Below are 24,775 nucleotides of genomic sequence, written 5' to 3'. Positions count from 1 at the left end.
TCCGACCGTTCGTTCTACGAGTGCGTATGGGGTGGGCGGCCGCGACCCTGTCGCGTGCCGTGCTGCAGCGAACTCATCGCCGCGCGAATCTTCTCGGGCGCCCGGCCGCGCCCCGCCGGCTCGGGTGCCGCTGCGCGGGTGTCGGTTTCGTCGAACTCGACACTGAGCTGGGGCGACAGATGGGTGAGCCGATCGCGGCGCGGGAGCGCCGGTCTGCGGTCGGCCGACTGGTTCGGGTGCCCGTTGCGCGCCGCGGCGCGCGGCCAGCGCCCGGTCGTCTCGTCGGCGGGTCCGGGGTGAGCCACCTCGGCGAAGCCGCTGGACAGGGCGGGCACCGGCTGGGCCGGACGAGGCAGCGCGGTCGGCTCGGACGCGCGGGGGCCCAGATCACGGGTGGTCACGGGTTCCACCGCGGTGGTGGGGTTGTCGTCACCGGCCTCGAGCACGCCCCACGGCACCAGCACGATCGCCTTCACCCCGCCGTAGGGCGACTCCTGCAGGGTCACCGTGACGCCGTGCCGGGCGGCCAGCCTGCTCACCACGAACAGTCCGAGGTGCCGATGTCCGGCCAGCGCCATCTCGTGGAACTGCGGCGGTTCGGCCAGCAGCGCGTTGAGCCGTTCGCGTTCCTCGAAGACGATGCCGAGCCCCTGGTCGTCGATCTCGACGACCACTCCCCGGCCGACGGCGTTGCCGTGCACCGATACCGGGGCGTCCGGCGGCGAGAACGCGGCGGCGTTGTCGATCAGCTCGGCCAGCAGGTGGATGAGGTCGGCGACGGCGCTGCCGAGCACGCTCACCGCGGGCAGCCGGACCGCGCTCACCCGCGCGTAGCCCTCGGTCTCGGAGACCGCGCTGCGCACGATCTCCTCGAGTGCCACCGGATTGCGCCAGCGCCTGCCCGGCGCGCGGCCACCGAGGATCAGCAGGTTCTCGGAGTTGCGGCGGGCGCGGGTGGCCAGGTGGTCGAGCTGGAACAGCAGCTCCAGGTCCTCGGGGTCGTCCTGGCGGGCCTCGGCGACATCGAGCACGTCGAGCTGCCTGCGCACCAGCGCCTGACTGCGGAACGCGATGTCGAGGAAGACCTTGTTGAAGCCGTTGCGGGTACTCGCCTCCCCCACCGCGGTCTCGATGGCGGTGCGCTGGGCGACCGAGAACGCCGCGGCCACCTGGCCGATCTCGTCGTGGCCGCCGTCGACGACGGCGGTCTCGGCCTCGGCGTCGACCTGCTCACCGTGATGGATGCGGCGGATCAGCGCGGGCAGCCGCTCGTTGGCGAGGTCGAGGCTGGCCGAGCGCAGCGTCCGCAGGCGGCGTACCAGCCGGTTGGCCAGCACCATCGAGATCGAGACGGCCATCAGGGTGACCACGAGCATGATGGCCGAGACCACGATCAGCCGGTTCAGCATGCGGTCGGCCGAGGCGCTGGTGGCGTCGACGGTGACCCGGAACTGGTCGCGGATCACCGCGATCATCCTGGTGTCGACGGCGCGTTCGGCGGCCAGCCACTCCTCGGTGGGCATTGTCGTGTCGCCCCGCTCGGACATCTCGTCCTCGCCGGCGGTGCCGAAGCGCCAGTCGGTGCCGGAGGTCAGTGCCCGCACGCTCGCCCTGACCTCGGGCGAGAGCCGGGAATCGACGAGATCGAACTGCTTGCGATAGGCGCCGATGTGCTGGGCCAGGGTGCGGCGTTCGCGCAGCGAGGGCATGCCGTGCGCCGCGCCGGCGGCGACGAGACCGACCACCCGGGAATGGCCTTCGGCCGCGCGCAACAGGTCGATCGAGGTCAGCTCGGCGTCCATGGTCGTCGTGTCCGACGACTTGTACCGGGCGGAGTCCTGACCCGCCGACAGCATGGCGGCGATGAGATCGGTGAAGTACTGGTCGACATCGCCGGTCGTGGCCCGCCTGCTGTCCACCGACTCCCGGATCACCTGCATCCGGCCGATGAGATCGCCCAGCGCCTTGATGGATTCGGCGCCGGTGTCCTGGTCGATGCCCTGTGCCGTGGCGGCGATCCGGGCGGTCTCCTGGATCGCGCGATCGGTGTCGTCGCGGCTGGCGCGCAGTTCCGCCGCCGCGGTGGGCGAGGGCTCCTGCGCGGTGACGCTGGCCAGCCGCTCGGCCTGGATGGCGGTCACGAACCGTAGCAGCGGGTCGATGACCGTGCCCCGGTAGTCGCTCCATTCCTTCACCGACTGCGCCTGGAGCCCGACCAGGGTCACGGCGACGGCGCCGGTGCCGAGCAGCACGGCGCTGGGCACCAGCGCGATCGCCAGGACGCGGGTGCGCACACTCGTGCCGAAACGGTGACGCCACGAGCGGCGGGGGCGGTCGGCGCGGGGGTTCTCGGCGCTCGGCTCGACAGCGGCCGATGGCACAGCGGTTCTCCTCGGGGTGGTGCGGGCGACGCGGTCGCGGCGGGCCGGGCGGCCCGCCGCGGTGCGTCATCGTGCGGGGGTCAGATGGGCCGACGGCCCGTCGTGGAAGGTCACGCCGGTATCCGCCGCGAGCAGACCCGACGGGGCGACGCTGCCGTCGGCGGCGACGGTGTAGGTGTGCACCCGGGCCGAGCCATTCACGGTGAGCGTGTCGATGACGAACAGTTCGTCCTCGTCCGGGCTCAGCACGAGCCGGCCCGGCAGCGCGCCGTCGGGGGTCTTGTACGGCGAACCGGGCAGCGGGGTGAGCGCGCCGTCGCCGCCGATGCGGAACCCGTCGACCTCGCCGCCGGTCGAGGCGGGCACATACATCCGGGTGCCGTCGGCGGTGATCGCCGAGCCGTGCGGTGTCGCGCCGGTGGCATACGGCGAGCCGGGCGCGTTCGACAGGCTGCCGTCCGGGGCGATCACATAGCCGGACAGGGTGCCACTGCCCTCGTTGCTGATGTAGAGGTAGCGGCCGTTCGGGGTGACCGCGGGCAGCGCGGGCCGCTCACCGGTGGGCATCGTCGCGCCGACCTGGGTCAGCGAGGCGTCGGCGCCGATCGCGTAGCTGGTCACCGTCGCGCCGACGAAGGTGCTCACGATGAGGTTGCGCCCGTCCGGGGTGACCTGCGGCAGGCTCAGTCCGCTCATCCCGGGCACCGGGGTGGCCGGCGCGCCGGTCGGCACCAGGACGCCGGCGGCGGTGATGTCGAACGAGCGCACCTCGGTGGTGACGCTGCCGATGGTCGCGAACAGCCGGGAACCGTCCGGGGTGATCGTCACGCCGATCACCGGGGCGCCGAAATCGATCCGGCTGCCCGCGATCTCGTGCAGGGCACCGTCGGCGCCGAGGTCGTAGCCGATGATCGAGCCGGACACCACGTGACCGGCGTAGGCGCGCCGGCCGTCCGGGGTGATCTCGAGGGTCAGCGACCCGGTGTCGCTGGCGAAGGGGGCGCCGGGAATCCGGGTGAGCGTGCCGTTGTCGTCGACCCGCAGCACGCTGATGTTCGAGGAACCGGTGCCGGTGACGAGCAGATACCGCGGTGCCGCGTCGGCGTGAGCCAGGGACGGGGTCAGCGAGAGCGCCAGCGCGGCGGCGACACCGACCGCGACGCGTCGCGGGTGTTCGAAAACAATCCCGAGCATCAGGAACGAAACCTCCGTGTGTTCCGGCAGGCCGCGTCGCCCACCTGAACTAAGCACAATATAGTTTGCTTTCTCCACGTGGAGCCGGATTTGACATCCCGCACTCATCGCCCGGTCCTGTTGTTATTCCGCACAACGGCGATTGCGACGCCATATACAAAATGTGATCGTTCGAGCTGTCGCGCGATCGGCTGCCGGTCGATCGCACCCCCCGAAATCTCGTCGAGGAGATCTCCGATGGCTTCGCCGCCCCTTTCCTGCCCCGTTTCCCGCGCCTTCCGTTGCGCCGCATCGGTTTTCCTGACGGTGTTGCTCACCGTCGTCGGCTGGACGGCGGCGCCCGCGCCCGTCGCCGCGGCTGCGCACCCGCGGTTCCTGCTCACCGCGGGCACCGCGTCGATGGGCATCAGCGTCCTGCGGGTCGACGAGGACGCCACCCTGTCGAGCGTGGCGGGCAGCCCCTTCCCGACCGGTTTCGGTGTCCTCTCGCTCGTCGTCGCGCCGGACGGGCGGACCGTCTACGTCCCGCACGCGGGCGATTTCGGCGTCAGCGGCTACCGTCTGGACGACGCGGGCGCCCTGCATCCGATCCCCGGCGCCGACATCACCGTCGGCGGCCCACCGACCGCGGCGACCCTCAGCCCCGACGGCACCCTGCTGTTCGTGGTGGTCGGTGGCGCACCGGGCCATGTCGAGTCGTACGCGGTGACCGGCACGGGCGCGCTCACCCCGACCGGCGCGCCGTCGGTGCCGGTGGACGGCTTCAGCGCCGTGGGCATGGCGCGGGTCGACCCGAGCGGGCGCTTCCTGCGGGTGGTCACGTATCTCGGAAACACCCTGTCCAACTACGCGATCCAGCCGAACGGCACCATGATCCCGCTGGGCGCCACGGCGGTGGAGCTCGGCCCTGTGGCGCCCGGCTTCACTCCGGACGGGCGCTATGTGTACGTGAGCAACGAGTTCGGCTTCGACCTGTCCGGCTTCGCCGTCGGCGACAACGGACAGCTGACGCCGACGCCCGGCTCCCCCTACCCGACCCACGGCGTCCCGCACGGCGCGGTCCCGACCGCCGACGGCGAGCGGCTCTATGTGCCCAATGCCATGGGTCAGTCGATCGCGGGCTTCACGGTGCACGACGACGGCCGGCTCACCGAGCTGCCCGGTTCGCCGTACGCGGGCCCCGGCGGCACCCTGCCGGGCCAGGTTGCGCTGCATCCCGACGGCCGGACCCTCTACCTGATCGACGTGCTCACCGCACAGGTCACGACCCGGGTGCACACCTACACGATCCGCCCCGACGGCAGCCTCACCCCGTCCGGCCGCCCCGCGGTCGACACCGGCGTGATCATGTCCGACGGCCCGGTCGTGGCGCTGACCCCCTAGACAGCCGAGAGGGCCGACCCCCCGGGTTCGGGATCAGGGCTGCACACCCATTTCCGGGCCGATGTACTCGCGGACCCGCGCGGCCTTGCCGTCGACGACCTCGACAGCCTGCAGCAGATGCAGCTTCATCTCCTGACCACCGATCGAAACCTCGGTGGTGCACTCGTGGAAGAAGCCCTTCTCCGTGTAGGTGATGCCGACCGAGACGAAGGTCGGGATGGCGCCGTCACCGGAGCGCTCGTACACGTTGGCGACCGCCTCGGCGACGGTGACCCACTTGTCGTCGGCACTGTGCCACACGAGGCAGTCGGCGGTGCTGATCTCGATGAAGAGATCGATGTTGGTGAGGGCCTTGATCCAGTTCTCGGCGAGATCCTTGGTGGCCTGATCGGGGGTGCTGCTCATCGTTGAACGGTGCCTTTCCTGTCCGGTTCGCTGCAGTGGTGTGCTGCGTCACCCATGCTGCGCGCGTACCGGCAGGACGACTGTCCAGATTTCTGGACACGTCCGCTCAGGCGGTCGACTTCGCCGGCTCCGACCACATGCCCTGCTTCTCCAGCATCGCGATGAGCTCGTCGGCGCCGGACATGATGTGGTCGCGCATCAGGCTGCTCGCGGCCTTCGCGCGCCCCTTCTGCAGGGCCTCGAGGATCGCCGGGTGGAAGTCGAGCGATTCGTTGGCGTGGCCCTCGATGTTGCCGTAGAAGCGGTTCGGCAACTGCTTGACGATCGAGCGCAGCAGCAACGCGAGCCGGCGCGAGTCGGCGGCGAGATTGACCGTGCGGTGGAATTCGTGGCCGAGCGCCACGATGCGGTCCAGGTCGGCGCCGTCGGCGACCGCCTGCTCGTGTTCGGCGACGATGTCGGCCAGATGCGCGAGCTGGCGCGGCGAGATGGACTTGGCCGCGCGCGCGGCGAGTTCACCGGCCAAGGTGGCCTGCGCCCAGAACAGGTCGCGCACGTCCTGCCTGCTGAAGGCGGAGACCATGAACCCGCGCCGGGGCACGAGCTCGACGAAGCCCTCGCCGCTGAGCAGCAACAGGCCCTCCCGCACCGGCGTGTTGCTCACGCCGACGGCCTCGGCGATCGGCTCGGCGCGCAGGAACTCACCCGAGCGCACCCGCCCGGAGATGATCAGCTCGCGAACGTAACTGGCGACGTCTTCGGAGAGCTGTTGACGCTGCGAATTCGCGCGGCGGGGCAGATCCCGCGTGGTCGAATCCGGCAGGAGTCGGTCGTTGTCGTTCGGCACGTTATGCATTATGCGTCTCGAACGCGCGATCGCGCACCGCCGACCCATGGAAACGGCGTCGATCACCGGATCGTGGGCGCGGGAACGGAAGAGCGCACCGGTGATCGACGCCGCGGCCCGAGGCCCCCTGGCAGGGGGCAGCAGGACCTCGGGAGGCTCGTTGGCTACCCGATAGACAATATCATATATTTAATATCCCGACCAACTTCCTGAAGGAGCTCCCATGACGTCAGCCTTCTTCCGCGCCGAGGCCGGTCCGGCGGGCCTGGCCCTGATTCCCCAGGCCGAGGCGGCGAGCGGGTGGGGCGAGGGGCAACTGCGCGGCCTGGCCGTCAGCTCGGCACTGGCCCGCGAAGCCGAACACGCCATCGAGCGCCTCGGTCGGCCCGATCTGCAGCCGGTCCGCTGGACCCTCGACCTGTTCCGGCCCGCCAGGATGGGACTCCCCTGCACGACCTCGGCGACCACCCTGCGGGAAGGCCGACGGCTGTGCCTGATCGATACCTTCCTGCACCAGGACGGAAGGCCGGTCGCCCGCGGCACCGCCCTGTTCCTTGCGCCCAGCCACAGTCCAGCAGGCGCGGTCTGGTCAGGCGGCGCGCACCCCGAGCCACCCGCCCCCGGCGCACCGATGCTGCCCGGCCAGCACCGGCTGTATTTCAGCGAGCGCACCGGCTGGGGCGAGGCGGCACAGGCCCAGAACGACACGCGCACCCAGGTCTGGCACGAGCCGATCCCGGTCGTCGACGGCGAACCGATCAGCCCGTTCCAGCTGGCCGCCGGCATCGCCGACGTGGTGAATGTCGCGGCCAACCTCGGCGCCAACGGCCTCGAGTTCATCAACGCCGACATCACCCTGGCCCTGGCGCGACTGCCGGTGGGCGACGCGGTGGGCTTCGCCGCCATCGAGCGCAGGGAACAGGGCGGCATCGCGGTCGGCACCGCCGCCGCCTTCGATCGCGGCGGGGTCTTCGGGACCGCGACGGTGTCGGCGCTGGCCAACGCGCACCAGGCGGTCGACCTGCCGACGTTCTTCGCCGAACCGGCCGCGAATAGTTAGGTCCGCACCTCGCGACAGGTCCGTTCACCCGGAGCCGAATCATTGACGCGCAGGTCACGACCATGCGACACTGAAGAAAATATTATGCGTAATATCAGTTGCCGTAGGAGTGGACCACTCCGGCGACCCCGTCCTCGAGGGCTCGGACGACGGCACCCGCGTAGCACCGACGTCGACGACTGATACCGCGAGTCGAAGGAACCGACCATGAACGTGCTGATCGAAATGACCGCGTTGTGCCTGACCCGCCCCACCCGCGGGGCGGGCGCGGAGTCGCTGGCCGCCTGGTACACGGCGAAGGCGCGATTGCACGAGCATCTGGCCGGGCTCGGCGGGCCGGACAGCGCCAGGGAACACCAGCTGGCCGCGTCGGCGCAGCTACGCGCGCGGCAGGTCGCCGCGGGAGACCGGGGATGAGCCGGATCAGCGTGTACGCGTTGCAGCTGCCCGCGCCGCGAGCGGAGACCTGGGCCTGGCAGATGCACGCCACCTGCCGGGCCTACGATGTCAACGACTTCTACGACACCGGCCACGAACCACGGAAGATGCTGGCCGCCAAGCAGATCTGCGCGAGCTGCCCGGTCCTGACCCACTGCCGCGACCACGCCGTCGCGGCGAACGAACCGCACGGCATCTGGGGCGGGATGACACCGCGTGAGCGCGCCAGATACCGCTGGCTGCACTTCCGGCCGAACCGCGCCTGACGTCGTCGAATGCGGTCGGTTCCGGGGCTATCCTCGGTAGAGGCGAGCCCGCTGGCGCACCGCCGGAGGGCCGTGACCGAATCGAGCCGAGATGGCCGACAACTTGCCGACGCAACGCAGCTCGGCCTCGGGGATCGCGGCGGAGCTGACCGCCGAGGGCTTCGAGGACGCCGAGGAGATCGGGCGTGGCGGTTTCGGCGTGGTGTACCGGTGCGCGCAGCCCGATCTGGACCGCGTGGTCGCGGTCAAGGTCCTCACCGCCGAACTCGACCCCGACGGACTGCAACGCTTCGTCCGCGAACAGCAGGCGATGGGCAGGTTGTCCGGCCATCCGCACATCGTGGCGGTGTTCCAGGCGGGCACCACTCGCGGCGGGCACCCCTACCTCGTGATGCCCTACCACGCGCGGGGCTCGCTCGAGCAGCGCATCCACTCCGTCGGCCCGCTCGACTGGGCCGCGACACTGCGCCTCGGCGTGAAGATGGCCGGGGCGCTCGAGACCGCGCATCGGGCAGGCATCCTGCACCGCGACGTGAAACCGTCCAACATCCTGCTCAGCGAGTACAACGAGCCGGAGCTCACCGATTTCGGCATCGCCCGGATCCAGGGCGGATTCCACACGACCACCGGCGTCGTCACCGGCTCCCCCGCCTTCGCCGCGCCGGAGGTGCTGCGTGGCGCGCAGGCCACCGCCGCCGCCGACGTCTACGGTCTCGGTGCCACGCTGTTCTGCGCGCTCACCGGCCATGTCGCCTACGAGCGGCGGGTCGGCGAGCAGGTGCTGTCGCAGTTCCTTCGGGTGTCCGCGCAGCCGGGACCCGACCTCACCGACCAGGACGTGCCCGACGAGGTCAGGGCCGTCATCGAACACGCGATGGCCGCCGATCCCGCCGACCGGCCCGGCAGCGCCGCGGCGCTCGGCGCGGAATTGCAAGCGGCCCAGCGCAGTACCGGTGGCGAGGTCGACATCCCCCGGATTCCGAGCACCCTGCGGCCCGCGGCGCCGGTCGCGCTGCCGCCCCGCGCCCACGAACGCACCACCGCCCCACCGACGCCGGCGACGAAGTACCGCCCGCCCACTCCCGCGCGCGCGACCCTCGCCAGGAAACGGCTGCTCGAGCACCTGCGCACGAGCGAACGCACCCGGCTCACCGCCATCCACGCGCCCAGCGGTTTCGGTAAGACCACGCTGGCCGCGCAGTGGCACGACGAACTGATCGAGCACGGTGGCGCGGTCGCGTGGCTGACCGTCGACGAGGACGACGACAATGTCGCCTGGTTCCTCACCCATCTGGCCGAGGCGCTGCGCCCCACCGTCCCCGAGCTCGCCGACGAGCTGGACCGGCTGCTGGAGGCCAATGCCGACGACCCGACCCGCGCCGTGCTGACCGCGCTCGTCGACGGCCTGCACGCCGGCGACCAGCGGGTGACGCTGGTGCTCGACGACTGGCAGCGGGTCACCGCGCCCGCGTCGGTGGCCGCGGTCCGCTTCCTGCTCGAACACGGCTGCCACCACCTGCCCCTGGTCGTCACCAGCACCGAGCGGCTGGATCTGCCGTTGAGCCGGCTGCGCATCCACGGCGAACTCGCCGAGATCGACGCCGCCACCCTGCGTTTCGACTCCGACGAGGTGCGCGCCTTCCTGGCCGAGGCGGGCGGCGTGCACCTGACCGCGGACGAGATCGCCGGGCTGGCTCGCGCCACCGACGGCTGGGTGGCGGCGCTCCAGCTGACCGTGCTGGCGCTGCGCGCGGGCGAGGACCCCGAGCGCCTGCTCGACAGCCTCGCCCAGCATCCCGACATCGGCGCGTTCCTCGCCGAGAACGTGCTCGACACCCTGGATCCGGACACGCTCGACTTCCTCATGACGACCTCGATCAGCGAACGCGTCTGCGGCGGCCTGGCCACCGCGCTCACCGGACGCGCCGACGCCGCCGAACTGCTCGCCGATCTCGCCGACCGCGGGCTGTTCCTGCTGCCGACCGGCCCGGACCACGACTGGTACCGCTACCACCAGTTGTTCGCCGGCTACCTGTGCCGCAGGCTGGCCCAGAATCGCCCCGACGAGGTCGCCGCGCTGCGGCTGCGGGCGGCGGCCTGGTTCGCGCGCCATCACCTGCTCAACGACGCGGTCGAGCACGCGCTGGCCGCAGGCGCCCCGGAGCGGGCGGCCGATTTCGTCGAAGAGGGCGCGGGCTATCTGCTGGAACGATCGAGAATGATGATGTTGCAAGGCATCCTGGCCAAGCTGCCCGCCGGCGTGTGCCGGACCAGGCCACGGATCCAGTTGTTCGGCGTCTGGATCGATCTGGTGCTGCGGCGCCCCGTGGCCACCACCTCCTCGATCACCCGGTTCGAGACCGCGCTGGCCGCGGCCGCGCCCGCCGAGCCGGATCGCAGCGATATGCGCGCCGAGGCCGATGTCGCGATCAGCGTCGGCGAGATGTTCGCCGACCGGATCTCGGCGGTGGACGGTCTGATCGGCGACGCGCTGGCCAGGCCGGACGACTTCTCCCCGCGGATTCCCGGCGTTGCGGCCAATATCGCCACCTATGTGGCGATCCACAGCTTCGAATTCGACCAGGCCCGCCGCTGGCAGCTCTGGGCGGCGCCGTATCACGAGGCGAGCGGTCCGTTCCTGTCGGTCTACGGACGCTGCTACGCCGGGCTCGCCGCCTGGGAGCAACTCGATGTCGCCGGCGCCGAGGAACTGTTCACCACCGCGTTCGACACCGCGCGGTCGACGATGGGACCGGCCGCGCACGCGACCCGCCTCGTCGGCGCCGTCCTCGGTGAATTCCGCTACGAGACAGGCGATCCGGACACCGCCGCCGAACTGCTGGAACAGAGCAGGGAGCTGTCCGCCGAAGGTGGCGGCGGGGTGGATTTCATCCTGGCCACCTACGCGACCGGGGCGCGGGTGCGCGCGCTGCGAGGCGATCGGGACGGGGCGCTCGCTCTGCTCGACGAGGGCCTGGCCCACGCCGAACGCCTGCGCCTGCCCCGCCTGACCGCCCGCCTCCGCAACGAACAGGTGCGACTCGGCGTGCCCATCGACCCCGCGGTGGCCGCGGAACTCACCCGCCCGCGCACGATCCGGCGCGAGGACGGCATCGCCACCGCCATCGACGAATTCGACGAGGATTCGGCGATCCGGCTGCTGCGCGCCGACGGCCGCCACCAGCTCGCGGTCGAGCGTGCCGAAGCGCTCGTCGCGGGGATCGATGCCGAGCGCCGACCGCTGGCCGCGCTGCGCGCCGGTCTCCTGCTCGCCGGCGCGCTGGACCAGGCGGGCCGTGCGGCCGAGGCGGACCGCATCCGCACACCCTTGGTGCGGCAATGCGACCGCCTCGGCCTGACCCGCCTGCCCACCGACGCGGCCTGACGGCCGCGCGGGGCCCTGGGTCAGCCCGCTTCGACCACCAGGTCACGGGCGCCGGTGTGCGGCTGGGGAGACCGCTCCGGTGCGGCGGCCGAGGAGGCGGCGGGCAGCAGGATGACGATGACGGCGGCCAGCACGGCCGGGACCGCGAAGGCGTAGAAGTTCCAATGCGCGGCCAGCGACGATCCCAGGATCCAGCCGCCCATCATCGGGCCGAGGATCGAGCCCACCCGGCCCAGGCCCATGGCCGCGCCGACCGCGGATCCACGGCACGAGGCGGGATAGCGGGCCGCGATGTAGCCGTAGGTCAGCGAGCTGGACCCGATGGATCCGAGCCCGGCGCCCGCGACGGCCACCATCAGCACGGCGGTGTCGGCCTTGCGGCTCAGCACGAGCAGCGAGATCGCGCCGATCAGGAAGAACGGCACCAGCACGCGTTTGGAGCCGAAACGGTCGGCCAGCAGCGAGCCGCCGACCATGCCGATGATCGCGCCCACCTGCAACGCGAGCAGGAACTGCAGTGAGGAGCCCAGCGGGTACCCGGCCTGCCGCATGATCTGAGGCAGCCAGGTGCTCAGGCCGTACCCGATCAGCTGGCCGCAGAAGCAGACGATCACGAACAGCAGCAGCGAGGGCAGGAACGTGCGGGTCAGCAGCTGACGGTAGCCGCCGGTCTGCTCGGCGCCCGCGTCGGCGACGGCCACCTGGCCGCGCTGTTCGGCGCGCACCGCGTCCAGGTCGAGCCCGTAGGTGGCGGCCAGGTCGGCGGCCTCCTCGTCCCGTCCACGGGCCACCAGGTAGTTCACCGATTCCGGCAGCCAGAAGTACATCACCGGCAGCACGATCACGCAGAGCGCGCCGATCCCGTAGAGCACCCGCCAGCCGTGGTCGGGCAGCAGCGCGATGGCCGCCAGCGAGGCGATGATGCCCCCGAAGGAGTAGCCGGTGAGCATGAGCCCGTTGTAGATCTGCTTGCGCTGACGCGGCGCGAACTCGATGGTGAGCGCGACCGCCGACGGCACCACGCCGCCGAGCCCGATGCCGGTGAAGAACCGTGCGGCGCCGAGGAATTCGGGTGAGGTCGCGACCGCGCAGATCGCGCAGCCGAGGGAGAACCAGGCGACGCCCGCCATCATGATCTTGCGGCGGCCGATCCGGTCGGCCAGCGGACCGGCCACCAGGAAGCCGACCATCAGGCCGAACAGGGTCCAGCTGCCGATCAGGCCCGCCGTCCCCTTGCTCATGTTCCAGCCGGGTTCCTCCAGCAGGCTCGGCACGGTGGCGCCGTAGACGATCAGGTCGTAGCCATCGGCCACGATCGTGAGAAAGCAGAGCATGACCACGAACAGGCCGCTGCGTCTGCGCGGGGTGGGACGGACCATCTTGTTCTCCTTCAACGCTCCACGACGGCGGCTATGCCGAGCGATGCAGGTCACAATATCGTATAATATATGATCCGTAATACTTTTTCTTGACATCGATGGGATGACGGCACACGAAAGGCCCGGGAATCGATGGTCGATTCCCGGGCCTCCTCGCCTGCTGTCAGAGCGCGGCCGTGAAGAACGGGGTCAGCGCGGCCATCGCCTGGTCGACGTACTCCGGGCGGTCGTAGAGGCCGACATGCCCCGCGCCCTCGACCACCACCAGCTCGGTGTTCTCCGGCAGGCGCTTGTTCAGGTTCTCGGCCTGCCACAGCGAACCGGCCGCGCCGCCCGCGACCAGCAGCACCGGCTGGGTCAGGAACTCCACGCCGGCGAAGGCGTCGTAGTCGAAGATCCGGGTGACGCTGCTGGTGAACAGCATCCGATTCTCGGCGTTCGGGTGCTGGGCGCGCGGGGTGCGGTAGTACTCGTGCGCCTCCACCAGGTCGGCCGGGGTGGTCTCGTCCGGGGTCTCCGGGACATAGGTGACCTCGGCGATCTCGCCGCCCGCAGCCTCGATCGCCCGCTGTCCGGCGACCGCGTCGAGGGTCGCGAGCTGGGCTTGCAGCGTCAGCGAGCCGTCCCAGCCCCGGCGGAAGGTGGCGCCGATGTCCGCCGGGCTCACCGTGCCGACGGCCTTGATCCGGCGGTCGGTCTTGGTGGCGTCGATGGCGTAGCCGCCGCCGGCGCACACGCCGAACGCGCCGACCCGGTCCGCGTCGACGAAGTCCAGGGTGGAGACGTAGTCGACGGCGGCGCGGATGTCCTCGACGCGGGCGAACGGGTCTTCCAGGCGGCGCGGGATGCCGCCGCTCTCACCCTGGTGGGAGGCGTCGAAGGCCAGGGTCACGAAGCCCTGGGCCGCGAGCTTCTCGGCGTACAGGCCCGCGGTCTGCTCCTTGACGCCGCCACCGGGATGAACGCACACGATCGCCGGGTAGTACCGGTCGGCGGAGAAGTCGGCGGGCAGGAACAGGTTGCCCACCATGGTCACCGTGGCGTTGCGGAATTCGATGCTCTGCACTGTGCGTCCTTCGATCGGTAGCTGGTCGATGACTTCAGTCTCGGCAGCACGCACCCCACCGAACAGGACGACTCTGTTCCTGGGAGGAATCCTTCCCCCTCTCAGTGCACCGCCGCGAACATCAGCTTCGAGTCGTCGGCCTCGGCCGGATCGAACTCGGCGACGATGCTGCCCTGCTTGGCGACCAGGATCCGGTCCGACAACGCCCGGATCTCGGGCAGATACGACGAGATCACCACCACGGCGACGCCGTCGTCGGCCAGTGCCCGGATCATCGCGTGGATCTCGGTGATGGTGCCGAGGTCGACGCCGCGTGTCGGCTCGTCGATGATCGCCACCAGTGGCTGGCGGGTCAGGCCCTTGGCCAGCACCACCTTCTGCTGGTTGCCGCCGCTGAGCTCCTCGAGCTTGGCGCGGTCCGGGCGCAGGGTGCGGACATGGAACCGTTCCACGAACCGCTGCGCCACCGACTTGCGGTCCCCCGGGCGCACCAGCAGCGGCAGCCTGGCCGCGCTGCACAGGTGCCCGAAGTAGATGTTGTCGGCGATCGAGAAGTGGCCGAAGAAGCCGGAGGCCTTGCGGTCCTCGGTGATGTAGACGATGCCGGCCCGGCGGGCGTGCCGCGGGGTGCGGAACCGCACCTCCCGGCCTGCGAGCCGCACCTTGCCGCCCCGCAGGCGCCGCCGCTTGACCACCCCGCCGACGATCATCGCGGTCTCACTGCGCCCGGCGCCGACCAGACCGTAGATGCCGACGATCTCGCCGGGATGCGCGGAGAACGACATATTGCGCACCACCGGCAGCAGCGTGATGTCGTCGACCTCGAGCACCGGCGCCGGGTCCGGCTCCCGATTCGGTGGCACCCGTTGATATTCCACGCTGCGCCCGACCATCATCCGCACCACCTCGGTGCGGTCGAAGTCGGGTTTGTCGAGGGTGCCCTGGACCTCGCCGTCGCGCAGGACGGTGATCCGGTCGGCTTCCTCGAACGCCTCGTCGAGCATGTGGGTGATGAACACGACGCCGATGCCCTGGCGCTTGAGCCTGCGCATCGACAGGAACAGTTGCAACCGTTCCTCCGGTGTCACCGAGGCGGTCGGTTCGTCGAGAATCACCACCTTGGCGTCGCGGTGCACCGCGCGGGCGATCTCGACCATCTGCTTCTGTGCGATGCCGAGCGCACCCGCGGGTACCTCGGGCCGGATGTGGAAGTTGTGCGACTCCAGCAGTTCTCGCGCCACGACATTGAGCTGCGAGAGGTTGTTGAAGGGCTTCTCGTCGCCCAGGAACAAATTCTGGGCCACCGTCATCGACTCGACGAGTGAGCCCTCCTGGTACACCATCGCGACCCCGGCCTGCGCGGATTCCTTGGGCGCGGTGAAGTTGCGCATCCGCCCGGTGACGAGCAGGGTGCCCGAGTCGTGCCCGATCGCTCCCGAGATCACCTTGACGAGGGTGGATTTGCCCGCGCCGTTCTCGCCGAGCAGGGCGTGGATCTCCCCCGGTTCGACCTCGAAGTCGACATCGCGCAACGCGTACGTTCCGCTGTAGTGCTTGCTGACCCCCGTGAGCCGGATGACCGGCTCCGCGGCGACAGCGGTGTCGCTCTGCGTCACGGTACTCACCTTTCGTTCGCTGTCTGCGGCTCGAGCACGTTGCGGAAACCGCGCGCCGCCACCAGGATTCGGCCGTCACGTGACGCGACGCCGGTGATCCCGTGCCGGTCGCCGTCGGCGCGCGAGTGCACGCTCTCGGTGATCCGGCCCCGGCGGTCGAGCCGGAATGCCAAGCCGTAGGACCGGGCCGGAGCCCAGGGTTTGATCACCCCGAGCACCCGCAGCTGACCGAGCTGCAGGGTGTCGGTGTAGGGGTTCGGGCAGCGCAGCCGGGGGACGAACCACTGGTCCGGACGGATCGTCGCGGTCATCTCGTGGAGCAGCTCCGGCTCGTCGAGCAGCAGTTCGGTGAATCGGTTGCGCGCGTAGGGCGCCGCGACCCACCACCCGTCGGCCGTCGCGGTGATCCGGCCGGGATAGACCGGCAGGTTCGCACCCACCGGCGTGCCCCGGGTGCCCAGCGCCGCCGTCGCGCGGCGCTCGATGCGGTGCTCGAAGCTCAGCGACAGCAGTACCTCGGTGTCCGAGGCGCTCTCGATGCCCGCGGGCCAGCCAAGGCCGTCGGCCACGAGCTCGGCCCTGGCACCCGTGACGCGCACGACGCGCCCGGTCCGGTCGTCGGCGACCAGCGCGGCCGCCCACTCCCCGACCGTGCTCGACCCGACCGTGACCAGCACGGTGCCGTCGGGCAGCAGAGCCAGGTCGGTGACACACGACGCCACGAGCGGGTCGGTGCACAGGTCGCGGGCGGTGCCCGTGGCGTCGATGGTGACCAGGCCGACGCCGTCGACCGCGGCGATCACGCTCGCGCCGACCGCGAGCAGGGCGCCGACCGGCCCGCCGAGGGCGGCCAGTGGGATGACCACCGCGCCGGTCAGCGTGAAAACGGTGTCACCGCTGGAGAACACGACGTCACCGGATGCGCGGATCAGCAGATCGTCGGGCTCGAAGTCGCCGGCGGGCAGCAGTGCGGCGCCCTCGTCGAGCCTGCGGTTCGGCCGCAGTCCCGCTTCGAACGGCGGCACCGTGCGGTGCCGTGCCCAGTCCGGGTTCAGCCATTCCTTCAGGGTGCTGAGCGTGCGATTCATCCCTCGACCTCCGCCATCGATCGGCCCGGCACGAGCAGACCGGGGACCGCGGCCGGATCGATCGATCCGACCTCGCCGGGGTCCAGGGTCAGCCTGCCGATGCGGTTGTTGCTGACGCCGCACAGGTACAGCTGTCCGGCGCGTTCCTTGACGGCGGTCACCATCGGGTAGTTCGCCAGCGACGAATCCCACAGCACCTGCAGGATTTCGCCGCGATCGTTGAACTTCATCACGCAGGACACGTTGAGCTGCGGCACCACCCAGCTGTCCAGCGGCACCTCCTGGGTCATCCGCCTGCGCACCGCCGGATAGCGATTGAGCAGGTCCGACATCGGCGTCCGCATCGAGACGAACGGCAGCCAGTAGTTGCCGTCGGAGGAGCGGTTGAGGTTGTCGGGATTGCCGGGCAGGTTCTCCAGCACCGGCTCCAGCTGGCCCTGCTTCGGCCCCGCGATCCAGAGCCGGTCGACCCGGCACAGGCCGGTGCTCGTGATGAGGATCGACTGGCCATCGTGCGCGGTGCAGATGCCGTTGGGGAACACGCTGTTCGACACGACGACCTCGGCACTGCCATCCGGATCGATCCGGACCACGCGGCCGTTGGCCCGCGATTCCACCAGCTCGACCAGGTATTCGGCCGCGTTGGTGCGGGTGGAGAAGTCGGAGACGTAGATCGAGCCGTCGGGCGCGACATCGAGATCGTCGACGGCGCGCAGACCGGAGTCGTCGAGCAGCGAGAACCGGCTGCGCGCGACCTTGGTGGCCACCGGCTCGGATTCGCCGTCGGGCGAGAGCCGGTAGACGCCCATGCCGCCGACCGCGACCAGCAGGCGGCCGTCCCGGTCCCAGCCGTGCCCGAGCGGGAAACCGCCGGTGCGCGCGAAGATCTCGCCCTCGTCGGGATTGTCGGGGCCGAACTTCCACACCCAGCCGCGGCGGTCACCGCAGTAGACATTGCCCTCGGTGTCGACGGCGCAGTCCTCGGCGCCCTCGATCTTGCCGAGGCCGATGGGCGGGGCGGCGGTCATCTTGTCGTTGATCGTCCAGACGGTGCCCGGCTCGGTGACGTCGACCAGCGGGCCGAGGGTGATCCGGCCGGGATCGATCTTCAGCTTGTCGGCGGTGCGCTGCCGGTACTTGCCCCACTGCAGGTCCAGCACCGCGAACACGAGCAGCGCCGTCGCGAGAATCACGGTGTAGTAGGAACCTTCGAGCCGCATCGCGACGGTGGCCTGCTGGATCACCTGCACGACGATGATGCCGACGGTGGCCCGCAGGACCGAGCCGCGCCCGCCCTTGAGGCTCACGCCGCCGAGCACGACCGCGGTGAGCGCGATGATCTCCCAGCCCTGCCCGATATCGGGGTCGGTGCGCCCGACCCGCGCCGAGGTGAGCAGCGCGGCCAGCCCGGCCAGCGTGCCCGAGAGCACGTAGACCAGGAAGGTCACCCGGTCGACGGGAATGCCGTTGCGGCGCGCGGAGCGCCGGTCGCTGCCCACCGCGGAGACCCACCAGCCCCACCGCGACCGGGTCAGCCCGACGTGGACGACGACCAGCACCGCGAGGAAGAACACCCACCCGGTCGGCACGGTCGCGATGGTGCCCTCGCCGAGGAAGTCCCAGACGATATCGGGTTTGGGCATGCTCAGGTCGAAGCTGTAGGCCGACTGCAGCGCGGCGGCCGCACCGCCGAAGGCCACCAGGGTGACCAGCGTGGTGATGAACGGCCGCATCTTCCGGAACGCGATGAAGTAGCCGTTCACGCCGCCGAGCAGGGCGCCGAAGACGATGGTGCCCGGCGCGACGATCGCCATCGGCCAGTCCCAGGCGCGCGAGGCCACCATCGCCCCGATCGCGGTGAGCCCCACCATCGAGCCCACCGACAGGTCGATCCCGCCCGCCACCAGCACGACGGTGAGGCCGATGGCGAGCAGTCCCTTCTCCGACACCTCGTCCATGATGATCGGGGTGTCGGCCGGGCCGACCGGGGTGAGCAGGACGAACAGCAGGCTCAGCAGCAGGGCCAGGCCCAGCGGCACAGCCCCTTCCATCCAGCGTTTCTCGAACAGGTCCGACAGCGACCTGGCCGGCGCGAACCGGTCCCGCCAGGTACCGCCGGTCTGCCCGAAGGCGTCGATTCCGCGGGCCATGCTCACTGCCCCTTGTAGCAGGCGATCGTGGTGTTGTCGACGTTGCCGCGATCCACGATGGTGTGCGGGACGAAGGCCACGGTGTGGGTGCTGCCGGGGGCCGCGCCGGTCTGCACGAGCTGCTGGGCGGTCACCACCGCGGCGGTACCGACGCCCTGCACGTCATAGGACGCCGAGGCCGTCACCTTGTTCTGGCGCAACGCGTCACACCACAGGGTGTCGGTCGCCATCGTGTAGGTGGCCAGCGAGTCGGCCGGGATCACGCCACGGGAGACGGCGCTCTGCACGGCGTCACCGACGGCGACCGAGTTGAGGTCGTAGGTCACCAGGAAGCCGCAGAAGTTGTTCTTCTGCTGCTGGATGATCGACTCGGCGGCCTGCTGGGCAAGCGAGTTCTGCCACTGGGTGTGCGCGGTGGTCACCACCTCGAAACCGGCCGGGTCGAGCACGTTGTGCACGCCCTTGGACCACAGCAGCGAGGCCGCGTCGTTACCGGGGCCGTCGATGATCGCCAGACGCTTGGGGGCACCGCGCTTCTCGCAGTCCGCGACGGCGCGCTTGCTGATGTCCTCGGCGGCGGCGATGTTGTCCACGCCGATGTAGGCGTCACCGAGGCGGCTCGAGATCATGTTGACCACGATCGTGTAGATGCCGGCGCGCTGGGCGTCCTCGATCTGCTTGGACAGCACACCCACGTCGGGGTTGTGCAGGATCAGCACGTCGGCGGCCTTGCGCGCGATCAGGTCGCTGATGATCCTGGTCATCTTGTCGGTGTCGAAATTGGGGTCGTAGACCTGGAAGTCGGCGCCGAGGTTGCCGAACGCGCGCTCCATCGAGGCGCCCCAGTTCATGGTGAGGTTGTAGCCCTTGTAGAGGATGGGCACGAAGGCGACCTTCTTGCCAGCCATCGACTCGTGCACCTGCTGCGTCGCGTCGAACAGCTGGACGTTCTCACCGAACGCCTGCTCGCCGCCGCCGACGGGTCCGGTGGCCGCGGTGCGCCCACCGGTGGAACAGCCCGCGAGGACGACGGCCGAGACCGAGGCGAGAGCGAGGGCGATCATTCTTTTCTTCATCGTCGAAGACTCCTTGTGAGAACGGGGTGGTACGAAGGCGGACATCACAGTTCGCCGCTCTTGGCGGTTTCCTCGTCGCGCGGATGCAGCCAGGCGTCGAGCGCGATCGCCACGATCAGGACGCCGCCGCGGATCAGGTCCTGGACGGCGGAGGTGAGCCCGTGCAGGACGAGCAGGTTGTTGAGCACGCCGATGAACAGCGCGCCGGCGAGCACGCCGAGGATCGAGCCGCGGCCACCGGCCAGGGAGATGCCGCCGATGACGGTGGCGGTGAGCGCGGTGAACAGCAGGGGGTCGAAGGAGGTGACCGTCGTCTGCACGCTGCCCTGGATGGAGACCGTCAGGTAGCCGGCCAGCAGCGCGAGCAGCGCGGAGATCACGTAGGTCAGCACCTGCAGCGGACGAACCGGGGCGCCGGTGGCGCGGGCGGTGGCGAAGTTGTCGCCCATCGCCCGGATCAGCCTGCCCGCGGCGGTATAGGTGACGAACAGCCAGGCCAGCAGGAAGACCAGGGCGGCGATCACCACCGGCCGCGGCACACCGAAGACCGAGCCGTTGCTCAGTCCGGCGATCCACGAGCCGCCGGGCAGGGCGTAGTAGTTGCTGTCGAGCAGCAGCACGTCGACGCCGCCGATCACCAGCAGACCGGTGGCCAGCGTGACGAACAGCGACGGCACCTCGACGTAGGCCACCAGCACGCCGTTGACCAGGCCGACGATCAGCGCGACCGCCGCGGCCACCGCGATGGCCTGCCATTCCGGTCGGCCCTGCGACATCATCGCCAGCGTGGCCTGCGCGCAGCCGAGCGCGACACCGGCGATGGACAGATCGATGCCCTTGCCCAGGATCACGATCGCCACGCCGACGGCCAGGATCCCGAATGCGGCGGAGAGCCGCAGCAGGCTGGCGAAGTTGCCCGCGGTGAGGAATCCGGGCGTGGTGGCGGCGCCGACCACGCACAGCACCACGGTGATGCCGAGAACGAAATAGGCCTGCTCCGCGCGGCCGAGGCGATCGCGCAGGCCGGGGCGCGGCGTACTGGGCGCCGCGGTGGTTGTCGTCGTCATGATGCTCCCGTTCAGAACTCGATGACGGCCTTGCCGCCTGCCTGTTTGTCGAACTCCGCGTACGCGACGGCCGCGTCGGCGAGCCGCCAGCGATCGGTGAACAACCGGTCGACGTCGAGCTCGTGCCGGGCGACGAAGCGGGCGCAGTCGGCCTGTCCGGTGATCGAGAAGGTGTACGAGCCGAGGATGGTGAGCTGTTTGCGGATGACATCCGGGCTCACGTCGAGGGTCACGTCGTTGCCTTCGCCGACGAAGGCGACCCGTCCCCACTGCGCGGCCGACTTGACCACGGCCGCGCGGGCCACCGGTGCGCCGGAGCAGTCCAGCGCGCAGCTGACGCCCGCGCCGCCGGTCAGCTCCCGGATCGCCGCCACGGCGTCGACGCTGCTCGAGTCGATCGTGTGGGCGGCGCCGAATTCCTTCGCCCTGGCGACCCGGTCGGCCTGGACGTCGACGGCGATCACCTCGGCGCCCATGGCCGCGGCCAGCTGCACCGCCGAGAGCCCGACCGGGCCGAGGCCGAAGACCGCGATGGCGTCGCACGCGTCGAGCCGCAGCCTGCGCAGCGCGCCGTAGGCCGTGCCGGTACCGCACGAAATCGCCGCGCCCGCGGCGAAACTCACCTCGTCCGGCAGCGGGACCAGGGTCCGCGCCGGCACCTTGATGAAGTCGGCGTGGCCGCCGTTGGCCGTGGCGCCGAAGATGGTCGCGCCGCGCTGGCACATCTGGGTCCAGCCCGTACGGCACCGATCGCAGGTGCCACAGCCGTCGTAGTGGTAGATCATCACCCGGTCACCGACGCGGACCGCGCGCTGGTCGACATTCGCGCCCAGCGCGACGACCACCCCGCAGGGTTCGTGGCCCGCGATGATGCCGCCGCCGTCGCCGGACAGGCCGAAGGCCGCCAGCGCGTCGCCCGCCGGGGCGCGGTAGAACCGCAGATCGCTGCCGCACATGCCGGAGGCCTTCATCGCCACGACGGCGTCGTCGGGACCCGGCGCCGGATCGTCGAATTCGGCGATCTCGAGGTCGCGATCCCCGTTGAACACAACACCCCGCATAGTTGCTACTCCTAACCCAGACCGTGCCACGCACAATGCTTGATATATTTGAAGAGCGCTGATGAGACTCAGGTCACTCCAGTGGCGGTGGGCAGAATATTAAGTACGCGGTGTCGCGCATCACAAGGGATAGCCTGGACAGTCATCCGGAAGTCGTATTCCGCTCCGACCAGCGGGCGATGCGAACGGACAGGTTCGACAACGATTCAGGCAAAGACACCACATCGACAGATACATTGAATATTCTGCACAACAGTGGTAAGGACAGGGAGCTGGCACGTGGCGATCGAGACGATGACACCCCGGCGGGACACACTGCTCGACGTCGAGCCGGTGCCCGGCCTGTCCGCCGTGCTCACCGACGCCGCCGAGGTACTCGGCCGCCGGATCCCCTCCTCCGGCCCCCGCTCCCTCGCCGGCGTCGCCCAGCTGCTGAACCAGATCTGGGACGCGGTCGTCGCGATCGTCACCGAACCCGCGACGGCCACCGATCTGGCCCGCGCCACCGCGCTGCTCGCGCGCATTCGTGCCGTCGAGGCCGAACTGGCCGCCGCGCGCGCCCCCGACGGCGCGGCCGACCTCCGGCGCACCGGCGAGGCGATCGCGCTGCTGCGCGGTGCCCAGAGCACCGACGAGCTGCTGACCCGCGCGGCGGAATCGGTGGGGGCCATGGGTTTCGACCGCGCCCTCGTCTCGACCACCGACGGCCCGACGTGGAACATGCACACGATGTTCATCGCCGACGATCAGCGGTGGGCAGAAGAGATCGTCGCCGCGGGCCGCGAAGCGCCGCCGACCCTGGACGGGCAACTCGTCGAGAGCGATATCGTCGCCCGCGCCCGGCCGGGCCTGGTCTTCGACGTCCAGCACAATCCCCGCGTGGTCCGGCCGATCGTGACGATGACCCGCTGCAGCTCCTACGCCGTCGCCCCGCTCATCGTGAACGGCGCGGTGGCCGGGCTGGTCCACGGCGACTTCTACTTCCAGCGGCGCGAGGTCGACCCGACCGCGCGCGCGATGCTCGCGGTGTTCGCCGAGGGCCTCGGCCAGGCCATGGCGGGCACGCTGCTGCTCGACGGACTGACGGCGATGCGCGCCGGGTTCGACCGGATACTGAGCCCGGGACCGGTGCCGAGCACCGCGACGCCCGCGCTCTCGACGCGCGAGATCGAGGTCGTCGACCTGCTGGCCGGGGGCCGAGCCAACCGGCAGATCGCGCGCGAACTCGCGATCTCGGAGGCGACGGTGAAAACCCACATCACCCACATCCTGCGCAAACTCGGCGCGGCGAACCGCGCCGAGGCCGTGGCCTACTGGCTGCGCAGGCCCACTCCCCGCTGACCGCGGTAGCCGCCGGAGTTCACCACAGAGCTCGTCATATATTATATAATACGAGAAGAGCCCAGCGGTGGGCCCGTGTCCTGCCGCGCCCCGCGAGAGGACACTCATGGCCGACACGATCGTCGAGCAGCTGGCGCAGTTCACCACGAACGCCGACTTCGACACCCTGCCGCCCGAGGCGGTCGAGGAATCCAAACGACTGCTGCTCGACGCGATGGGCTGCGCGCTCGGCGCGGTCGAGGAGCCCAAGGGCAAGATCGGCATCGAGTACGGCAGGCTGACCGGCGGCACCGACGGTGACGCCACGATCATCGGCACCACCGACCGGGTCTCGATCTTCGGCGCCGCCTTCGCCAACGGCGAGCTGATCAACGCCCTCGACTTCGACGCAGTGCTCCCGCCCGGCCACGTCTCGCCCTACGTGCTGCCCACCACGATGGCCATGGCCGAGAGCCGTGGCCGATCCGGCCGCGAGGTGCTGGCCGCCGTCGCGCTCTCGCACGAGATGTCCTATCGCTTCTACAAGTCGATGGACTACCTGCGCGACGTGCAGAACGACTCGATGGACCTGTCCCCCGTGATCGGTTACAGCGTCACCGTTTTCGGTGGCACGGCGGCCGCGGGCAAGCTCGCGGGCCAGTCCACCGAGACCCTCGCGCACGCGCTGGGCATCGCCGCCGCGACCGCACCGGTCAACGCGATGCGGCCGTGGATCAAGCACGCCCCGAGCTCGACCCTGAAGTATCTGCTCGCCGGTACCCTCACCCAGGCGACGCTCACCGCGGTGCACATGGCCCAGCTGGGCCACACCGGTGACCTGGAGATCCTCGACGACGCCGAGGTCGGCTTCCGCAAGTACATCGGCACCCGGCGATGGGAACCGTCGAACATCACCGACGCGCTCGGCACCGAATGGCGCTTCCTGGCCGAGCAGTCCTACAAGCCGTACCCGCACTGCCGGATCCTGCACGGTCCCTTGCACGCGCTCACCGAGATCCTCGAGACCAACGACATCGCACCCGGCGAGATCGACGCGATCCGCTGCTGGGGCGAGGCCGCGGTCATGCATCCGCTGTGGCAGAGCCGCGTCATCGAGAAGACCCACGACGCGCAGTTCGACATCGCGCACGGCCTGTCGGTCGGCGCGCACCGCGTGGTGCCCAGCCGGGCCTGGCACGCACCGGAACTGGTGTTCAGCGACTCGGTCCTCGGCCTGATGGACAAGGTCACCTTCGCGCCGCACCCGGACTACTTCCAGGCACTGTCCGCGCACCCCTCGGCCCGGCCGACCCGGGTGGAGGTCGACGCTCGTGGCACGACGTTCAGCGCCGAGCGCACCTACCCGAAGGGCAGCCCCTCCCCCGATCCGAGCACCAGGATGACGACCGACGAGCTGGTCGCCAAGTTCCGCGTCAACGCCGAGGGAGTGCTGTCGAAGACCCGGATGGACCAGGTCGTCGAGGCGGTCCTCGGCGTCGATCGGATCGACGACTTCGGCACCGTGATGCGCCTGCTCGCCCCGAACGACTGAGCTCACCGAGAAGGGCCCCGCCCGCCCCCTACACGGGCGGG

19 protein-coding genes are annotated in these 24,775 nt (G+C 70.3%); 7 read left to right on the top strand and 12 right to left on the bottom strand.

What is annotated here, in order from left to right; translation table 11 throughout:
- Positions 1-14 precede the first annotated feature (14 nt).
- Both AB0H54_RS26440 and AB0H54_RS26435 read right to left on the bottom strand, forming a co-directional pair.
- Complete coding sequence (locus tag AB0H54_RS26440; RefSeq protein WP_357348766.1) at positions 15-2,381, bottom strand: ATP-binding protein; 2,367 nt, start codon at positions 2,379-2,381, stop codon at positions 15-17.
- A 66-nt stretch (positions 2,382-2,447) separates the two neighbouring features.
- Complete coding sequence (locus AB0H54_RS26435; protein ID WP_357348764.1) at positions 2,448-3,575, bottom strand: beta-propeller fold lactonase family protein; 1,128 nt, start codon at positions 3,573-3,575, stop codon at positions 2,448-2,450.
- A 237-nt stretch (positions 3,576-3,812) separates the two neighbouring features.
- Between AB0H54_RS26435 and AB0H54_RS26430 the strand changes: the two genes are divergently transcribed.
- Positions 3,813-4,958, top strand: a complete 1,146-nt coding sequence (locus AB0H54_RS26430; RefSeq protein ID WP_357348762.1) for a beta-propeller fold lactonase family protein — start codon at positions 3,813-3,815, stop codon at positions 4,956-4,958.
- A 33-nt stretch (positions 4,959-4,991) separates the two neighbouring features.
- Here the strand turns inward: AB0H54_RS26430 and AB0H54_RS26425 are convergent, their stop codons facing one another.
- The gene (locus tag AB0H54_RS26425; RefSeq protein WP_357348761.1) at positions 4,992-5,363 is read right to left on the bottom strand and encodes a hypothetical protein; all 372 of its coding nucleotides are present in this window, start codon (positions 5,361-5,363) and stop codon (positions 4,992-4,994) included.
- A 106-nt stretch (positions 5,364-5,469) separates the two neighbouring features.
- A complete protein-coding gene (locus AB0H54_RS26420; protein WP_357349094.1) occupies positions 5,470-6,186 on the bottom strand; it encodes a GntR family transcriptional regulator in 717 nt (238 codons plus the stop codon).
- A 247-nt stretch (positions 6,187-6,433) separates the two neighbouring features.
- Between AB0H54_RS26420 and AB0H54_RS26415 the strand changes: the two genes are divergently transcribed.
- The 4 genes from AB0H54_RS26415 to AB0H54_RS26400 all read left to right on the top strand — a co-directional run bounded on the left by AB0H54_RS26415 (position 6,434) and on the right by AB0H54_RS26400 (position 11,359).
- Complete coding sequence (locus tag AB0H54_RS26415; protein WP_357348759.1) at positions 6,434-7,270, top strand: acyl-CoA thioesterase domain-containing protein; 837 nt, start codon at positions 6,434-6,436, stop codon at positions 7,268-7,270.
- Between the two features lie 207 nt (positions 7,271-7,477).
- On the top strand, positions 7,478-7,687 hold the full coding sequence (locus tag AB0H54_RS26410; RefSeq protein WP_357348757.1) for a hypothetical protein: 210 nt from the start codon (positions 7,478-7,480) through the stop codon (positions 7,685-7,687).
- Positions 7,684-7,974, top strand: coding sequence for a WhiB family transcriptional regulator (locus AB0H54_RS26405; protein WP_357348755.1), 291 nt, complete (start codon positions 7,684-7,686; stop codon positions 7,972-7,974). Before AB0H54_RS26410 ends, AB0H54_RS26405 begins: the two co-directional genes overlap by 4 nt.
- Before the next feature lie 91 nt (positions 7,975-8,065).
- A complete protein-coding gene (locus AB0H54_RS26400; protein WP_357348753.1) occupies positions 8,066-11,359 on the top strand; it encodes a protein kinase in 3,294 nt (1,097 codons plus the stop codon).
- Positions 11,360-11,379: 20 nt separating this feature from the next.
- On the opposite strand, the gene AB0H54_RS26395 is transcribed toward AB0H54_RS26400, so the two are convergent.
- The 8 genes from AB0H54_RS26395 to AB0H54_RS26360 form a co-directional block, all read right to left on the bottom strand.
- Positions 11,380-12,738 (bottom strand): aromatic acid/H+ symport family MFS transporter, encoded by a 1,359-nt coding sequence (locus AB0H54_RS26395; protein ID WP_357348751.1) that lies wholly within the window; start codon positions 12,736-12,738, stop codon positions 11,380-11,382.
- 163 nt (positions 12,739-12,901) lie between these two features.
- Positions 12,902-13,804 (bottom strand): alpha/beta hydrolase, encoded by a 903-nt coding sequence (locus AB0H54_RS26390; RefSeq protein WP_357348749.1) that lies wholly within the window; start codon positions 13,802-13,804, stop codon positions 12,902-12,904.
- Between the two features lie 101 nt (positions 13,805-13,905).
- Entirely contained in the window at positions 13,906-15,420 is a 1,515-nt protein-coding gene (locus AB0H54_RS26385) for a sugar ABC transporter ATP-binding protein (RefSeq protein ID WP_357348747.1), read from the bottom strand.
- A gap of 5 nt (positions 15,421-15,425) precedes the next feature.
- Positions 15,426-16,508 (bottom strand): hypothetical protein, encoded by a 1,083-nt coding sequence (locus tag AB0H54_RS26380; protein ID WP_357348745.1) that lies wholly within the window; start codon positions 16,506-16,508, stop codon positions 15,426-15,428.
- Positions 16,505-18,658, bottom strand: a complete 2,154-nt coding sequence (locus AB0H54_RS26375) for an SMP-30/gluconolactonase/LRE family protein (protein WP_357348743.1) — start codon at positions 18,656-18,658, stop codon at positions 16,505-16,507. The genes AB0H54_RS26380 and AB0H54_RS26375 overlap by 4 nt, the downstream gene beginning before the upstream one ends.
- Before the next feature lie 2 nt (positions 18,659-18,660).
- Positions 18,661-19,734 carry a substrate-binding domain-containing protein gene (locus AB0H54_RS26370; RefSeq protein ID WP_355282397.1) on the bottom strand — a complete coding sequence of 358 codons (1,074 nt, stop codon included), beginning with the start codon at positions 19,732-19,734 and terminating at the stop codon, positions 18,661-18,663.
- Positions 19,735-19,778: 44 nt separating this feature from the next.
- A complete protein-coding gene (locus AB0H54_RS26365; RefSeq protein WP_357348741.1) occupies positions 19,779-20,801 on the bottom strand; it encodes an ABC transporter permease in 1,023 nt (340 codons plus the stop codon).
- Positions 20,802-20,812: 11 nt separating this feature from the next.
- Positions 20,813-21,862, bottom strand: a complete 1,050-nt coding sequence (locus AB0H54_RS26360; RefSeq protein WP_357348739.1) for a zinc-binding dehydrogenase — start codon at positions 21,860-21,862, stop codon at positions 20,813-20,815.
- 279 nt (positions 21,863-22,141) lie between these two features.
- On the opposite strand from AB0H54_RS26360, the gene AB0H54_RS26355 reads away from it, so the two are divergent.
- The gene (locus AB0H54_RS26355; protein ID WP_357348737.1) at positions 22,142-23,203 is read left to right on the top strand and encodes a response regulator transcription factor; all 1,062 of its coding nucleotides are present in this window, start codon (positions 22,142-22,144) and stop codon (positions 23,201-23,203) included.
- Positions 23,204-23,309: 106 nt separating this feature from the next.
- On the top strand, positions 23,310-24,734 hold the full coding sequence (locus tag AB0H54_RS26350) for an MmgE/PrpD family protein (protein WP_357348735.1): 1,425 nt from the start codon (positions 23,310-23,312) through the stop codon (positions 24,732-24,734).
- Positions 24,735-24,775 lie beyond the last annotated feature (41 nt).

Source organism: Nocardia sp. NPDC050718 (assembly GCF_040654235.1).
In the GTDB taxonomy this organism is placed as follows: Bacteria; Actinomycetota; Actinomycetes; order Mycobacteriales; family Mycobacteriaceae; genus Nocardia.
This window is presented reverse-complemented; position numbering and strand designations above follow the sequence as displayed.

Coding starts and splice junctions, on each gene's coding strand:
- AB0H54_RS26395 (WP_357348751.1), bottom strand. CDS start 12,738: ATGGTCCGTCCCACCCCGCGCAGACGCAGCGGCCTGTTCGTGGTCATG.
- AB0H54_RS26380 (WP_357348745.1), bottom strand. CDS start 16,508: ATGAATCGCACGCTCAGCACCCTGAAGGAATGGCTGAACCCGGACTGG.
- AB0H54_RS26365 (WP_357348741.1), bottom strand. CDS start 20,801: ATGACGACGACAACCACCGCGGCGCCCAGTACGCCGCGCCCCGGCCTG.
- AB0H54_RS26425 (WP_357348761.1), bottom strand. CDS start 5,363: ATGAGCAGCACCCCCGATCAGGCCACCAAGGATCTCGCCGAGAACTGG.
- AB0H54_RS26370 (WP_355282397.1), bottom strand. CDS start 19,734: ATGAAGAAAAGAATGATCGCCCTCGCTCTCGCCTCGGTCTCGGCCGTC.
- AB0H54_RS26430 (WP_357348762.1), top strand. CDS start 3,813: ATGGCTTCGCCGCCCCTTTCCTGCCCCGTTTCCCGCGCCTTCCGTTGC.
- AB0H54_RS26350 (WP_357348735.1), top strand. CDS start 23,310: ATGGCCGACACGATCGTCGAGCAGCTGGCGCAGTTCACCACGAACGCC.
- AB0H54_RS26375 (WP_357348743.1), bottom strand. CDS start 18,658: ATGGCCCGCGGAATCGACGCCTTCGGGCAGACCGGCGGTACCTGGCGG.
- AB0H54_RS26360 (WP_357348739.1), bottom strand. CDS start 21,862: ATGCGGGGTGTTGTGTTCAACGGGGATCGCGACCTCGAGATCGCCGAA.
- AB0H54_RS26405 (WP_357348755.1), top strand. CDS start 7,684: ATGAGCCGGATCAGCGTGTACGCGTTGCAGCTGCCCGCGCCGCGAGCG.
- AB0H54_RS26435 (WP_357348764.1), bottom strand. CDS start 3,575: ATGCTCGGGATTGTTTTCGAACACCCGCGACGCGTCGCGGTCGGTGTC.
- AB0H54_RS26410 (WP_357348757.1), top strand. CDS start 7,478: ATGAACGTGCTGATCGAAATGACCGCGTTGTGCCTGACCCGCCCCACC.
- AB0H54_RS26400 (WP_357348753.1), top strand. CDS start 8,066: ATGGCCGACAACTTGCCGACGCAACGCAGCTCGGCCTCGGGGATCGCG.
- AB0H54_RS26415 (WP_357348759.1), top strand. CDS start 6,434: ATGACGTCAGCCTTCTTCCGCGCCGAGGCCGGTCCGGCGGGCCTGGCC.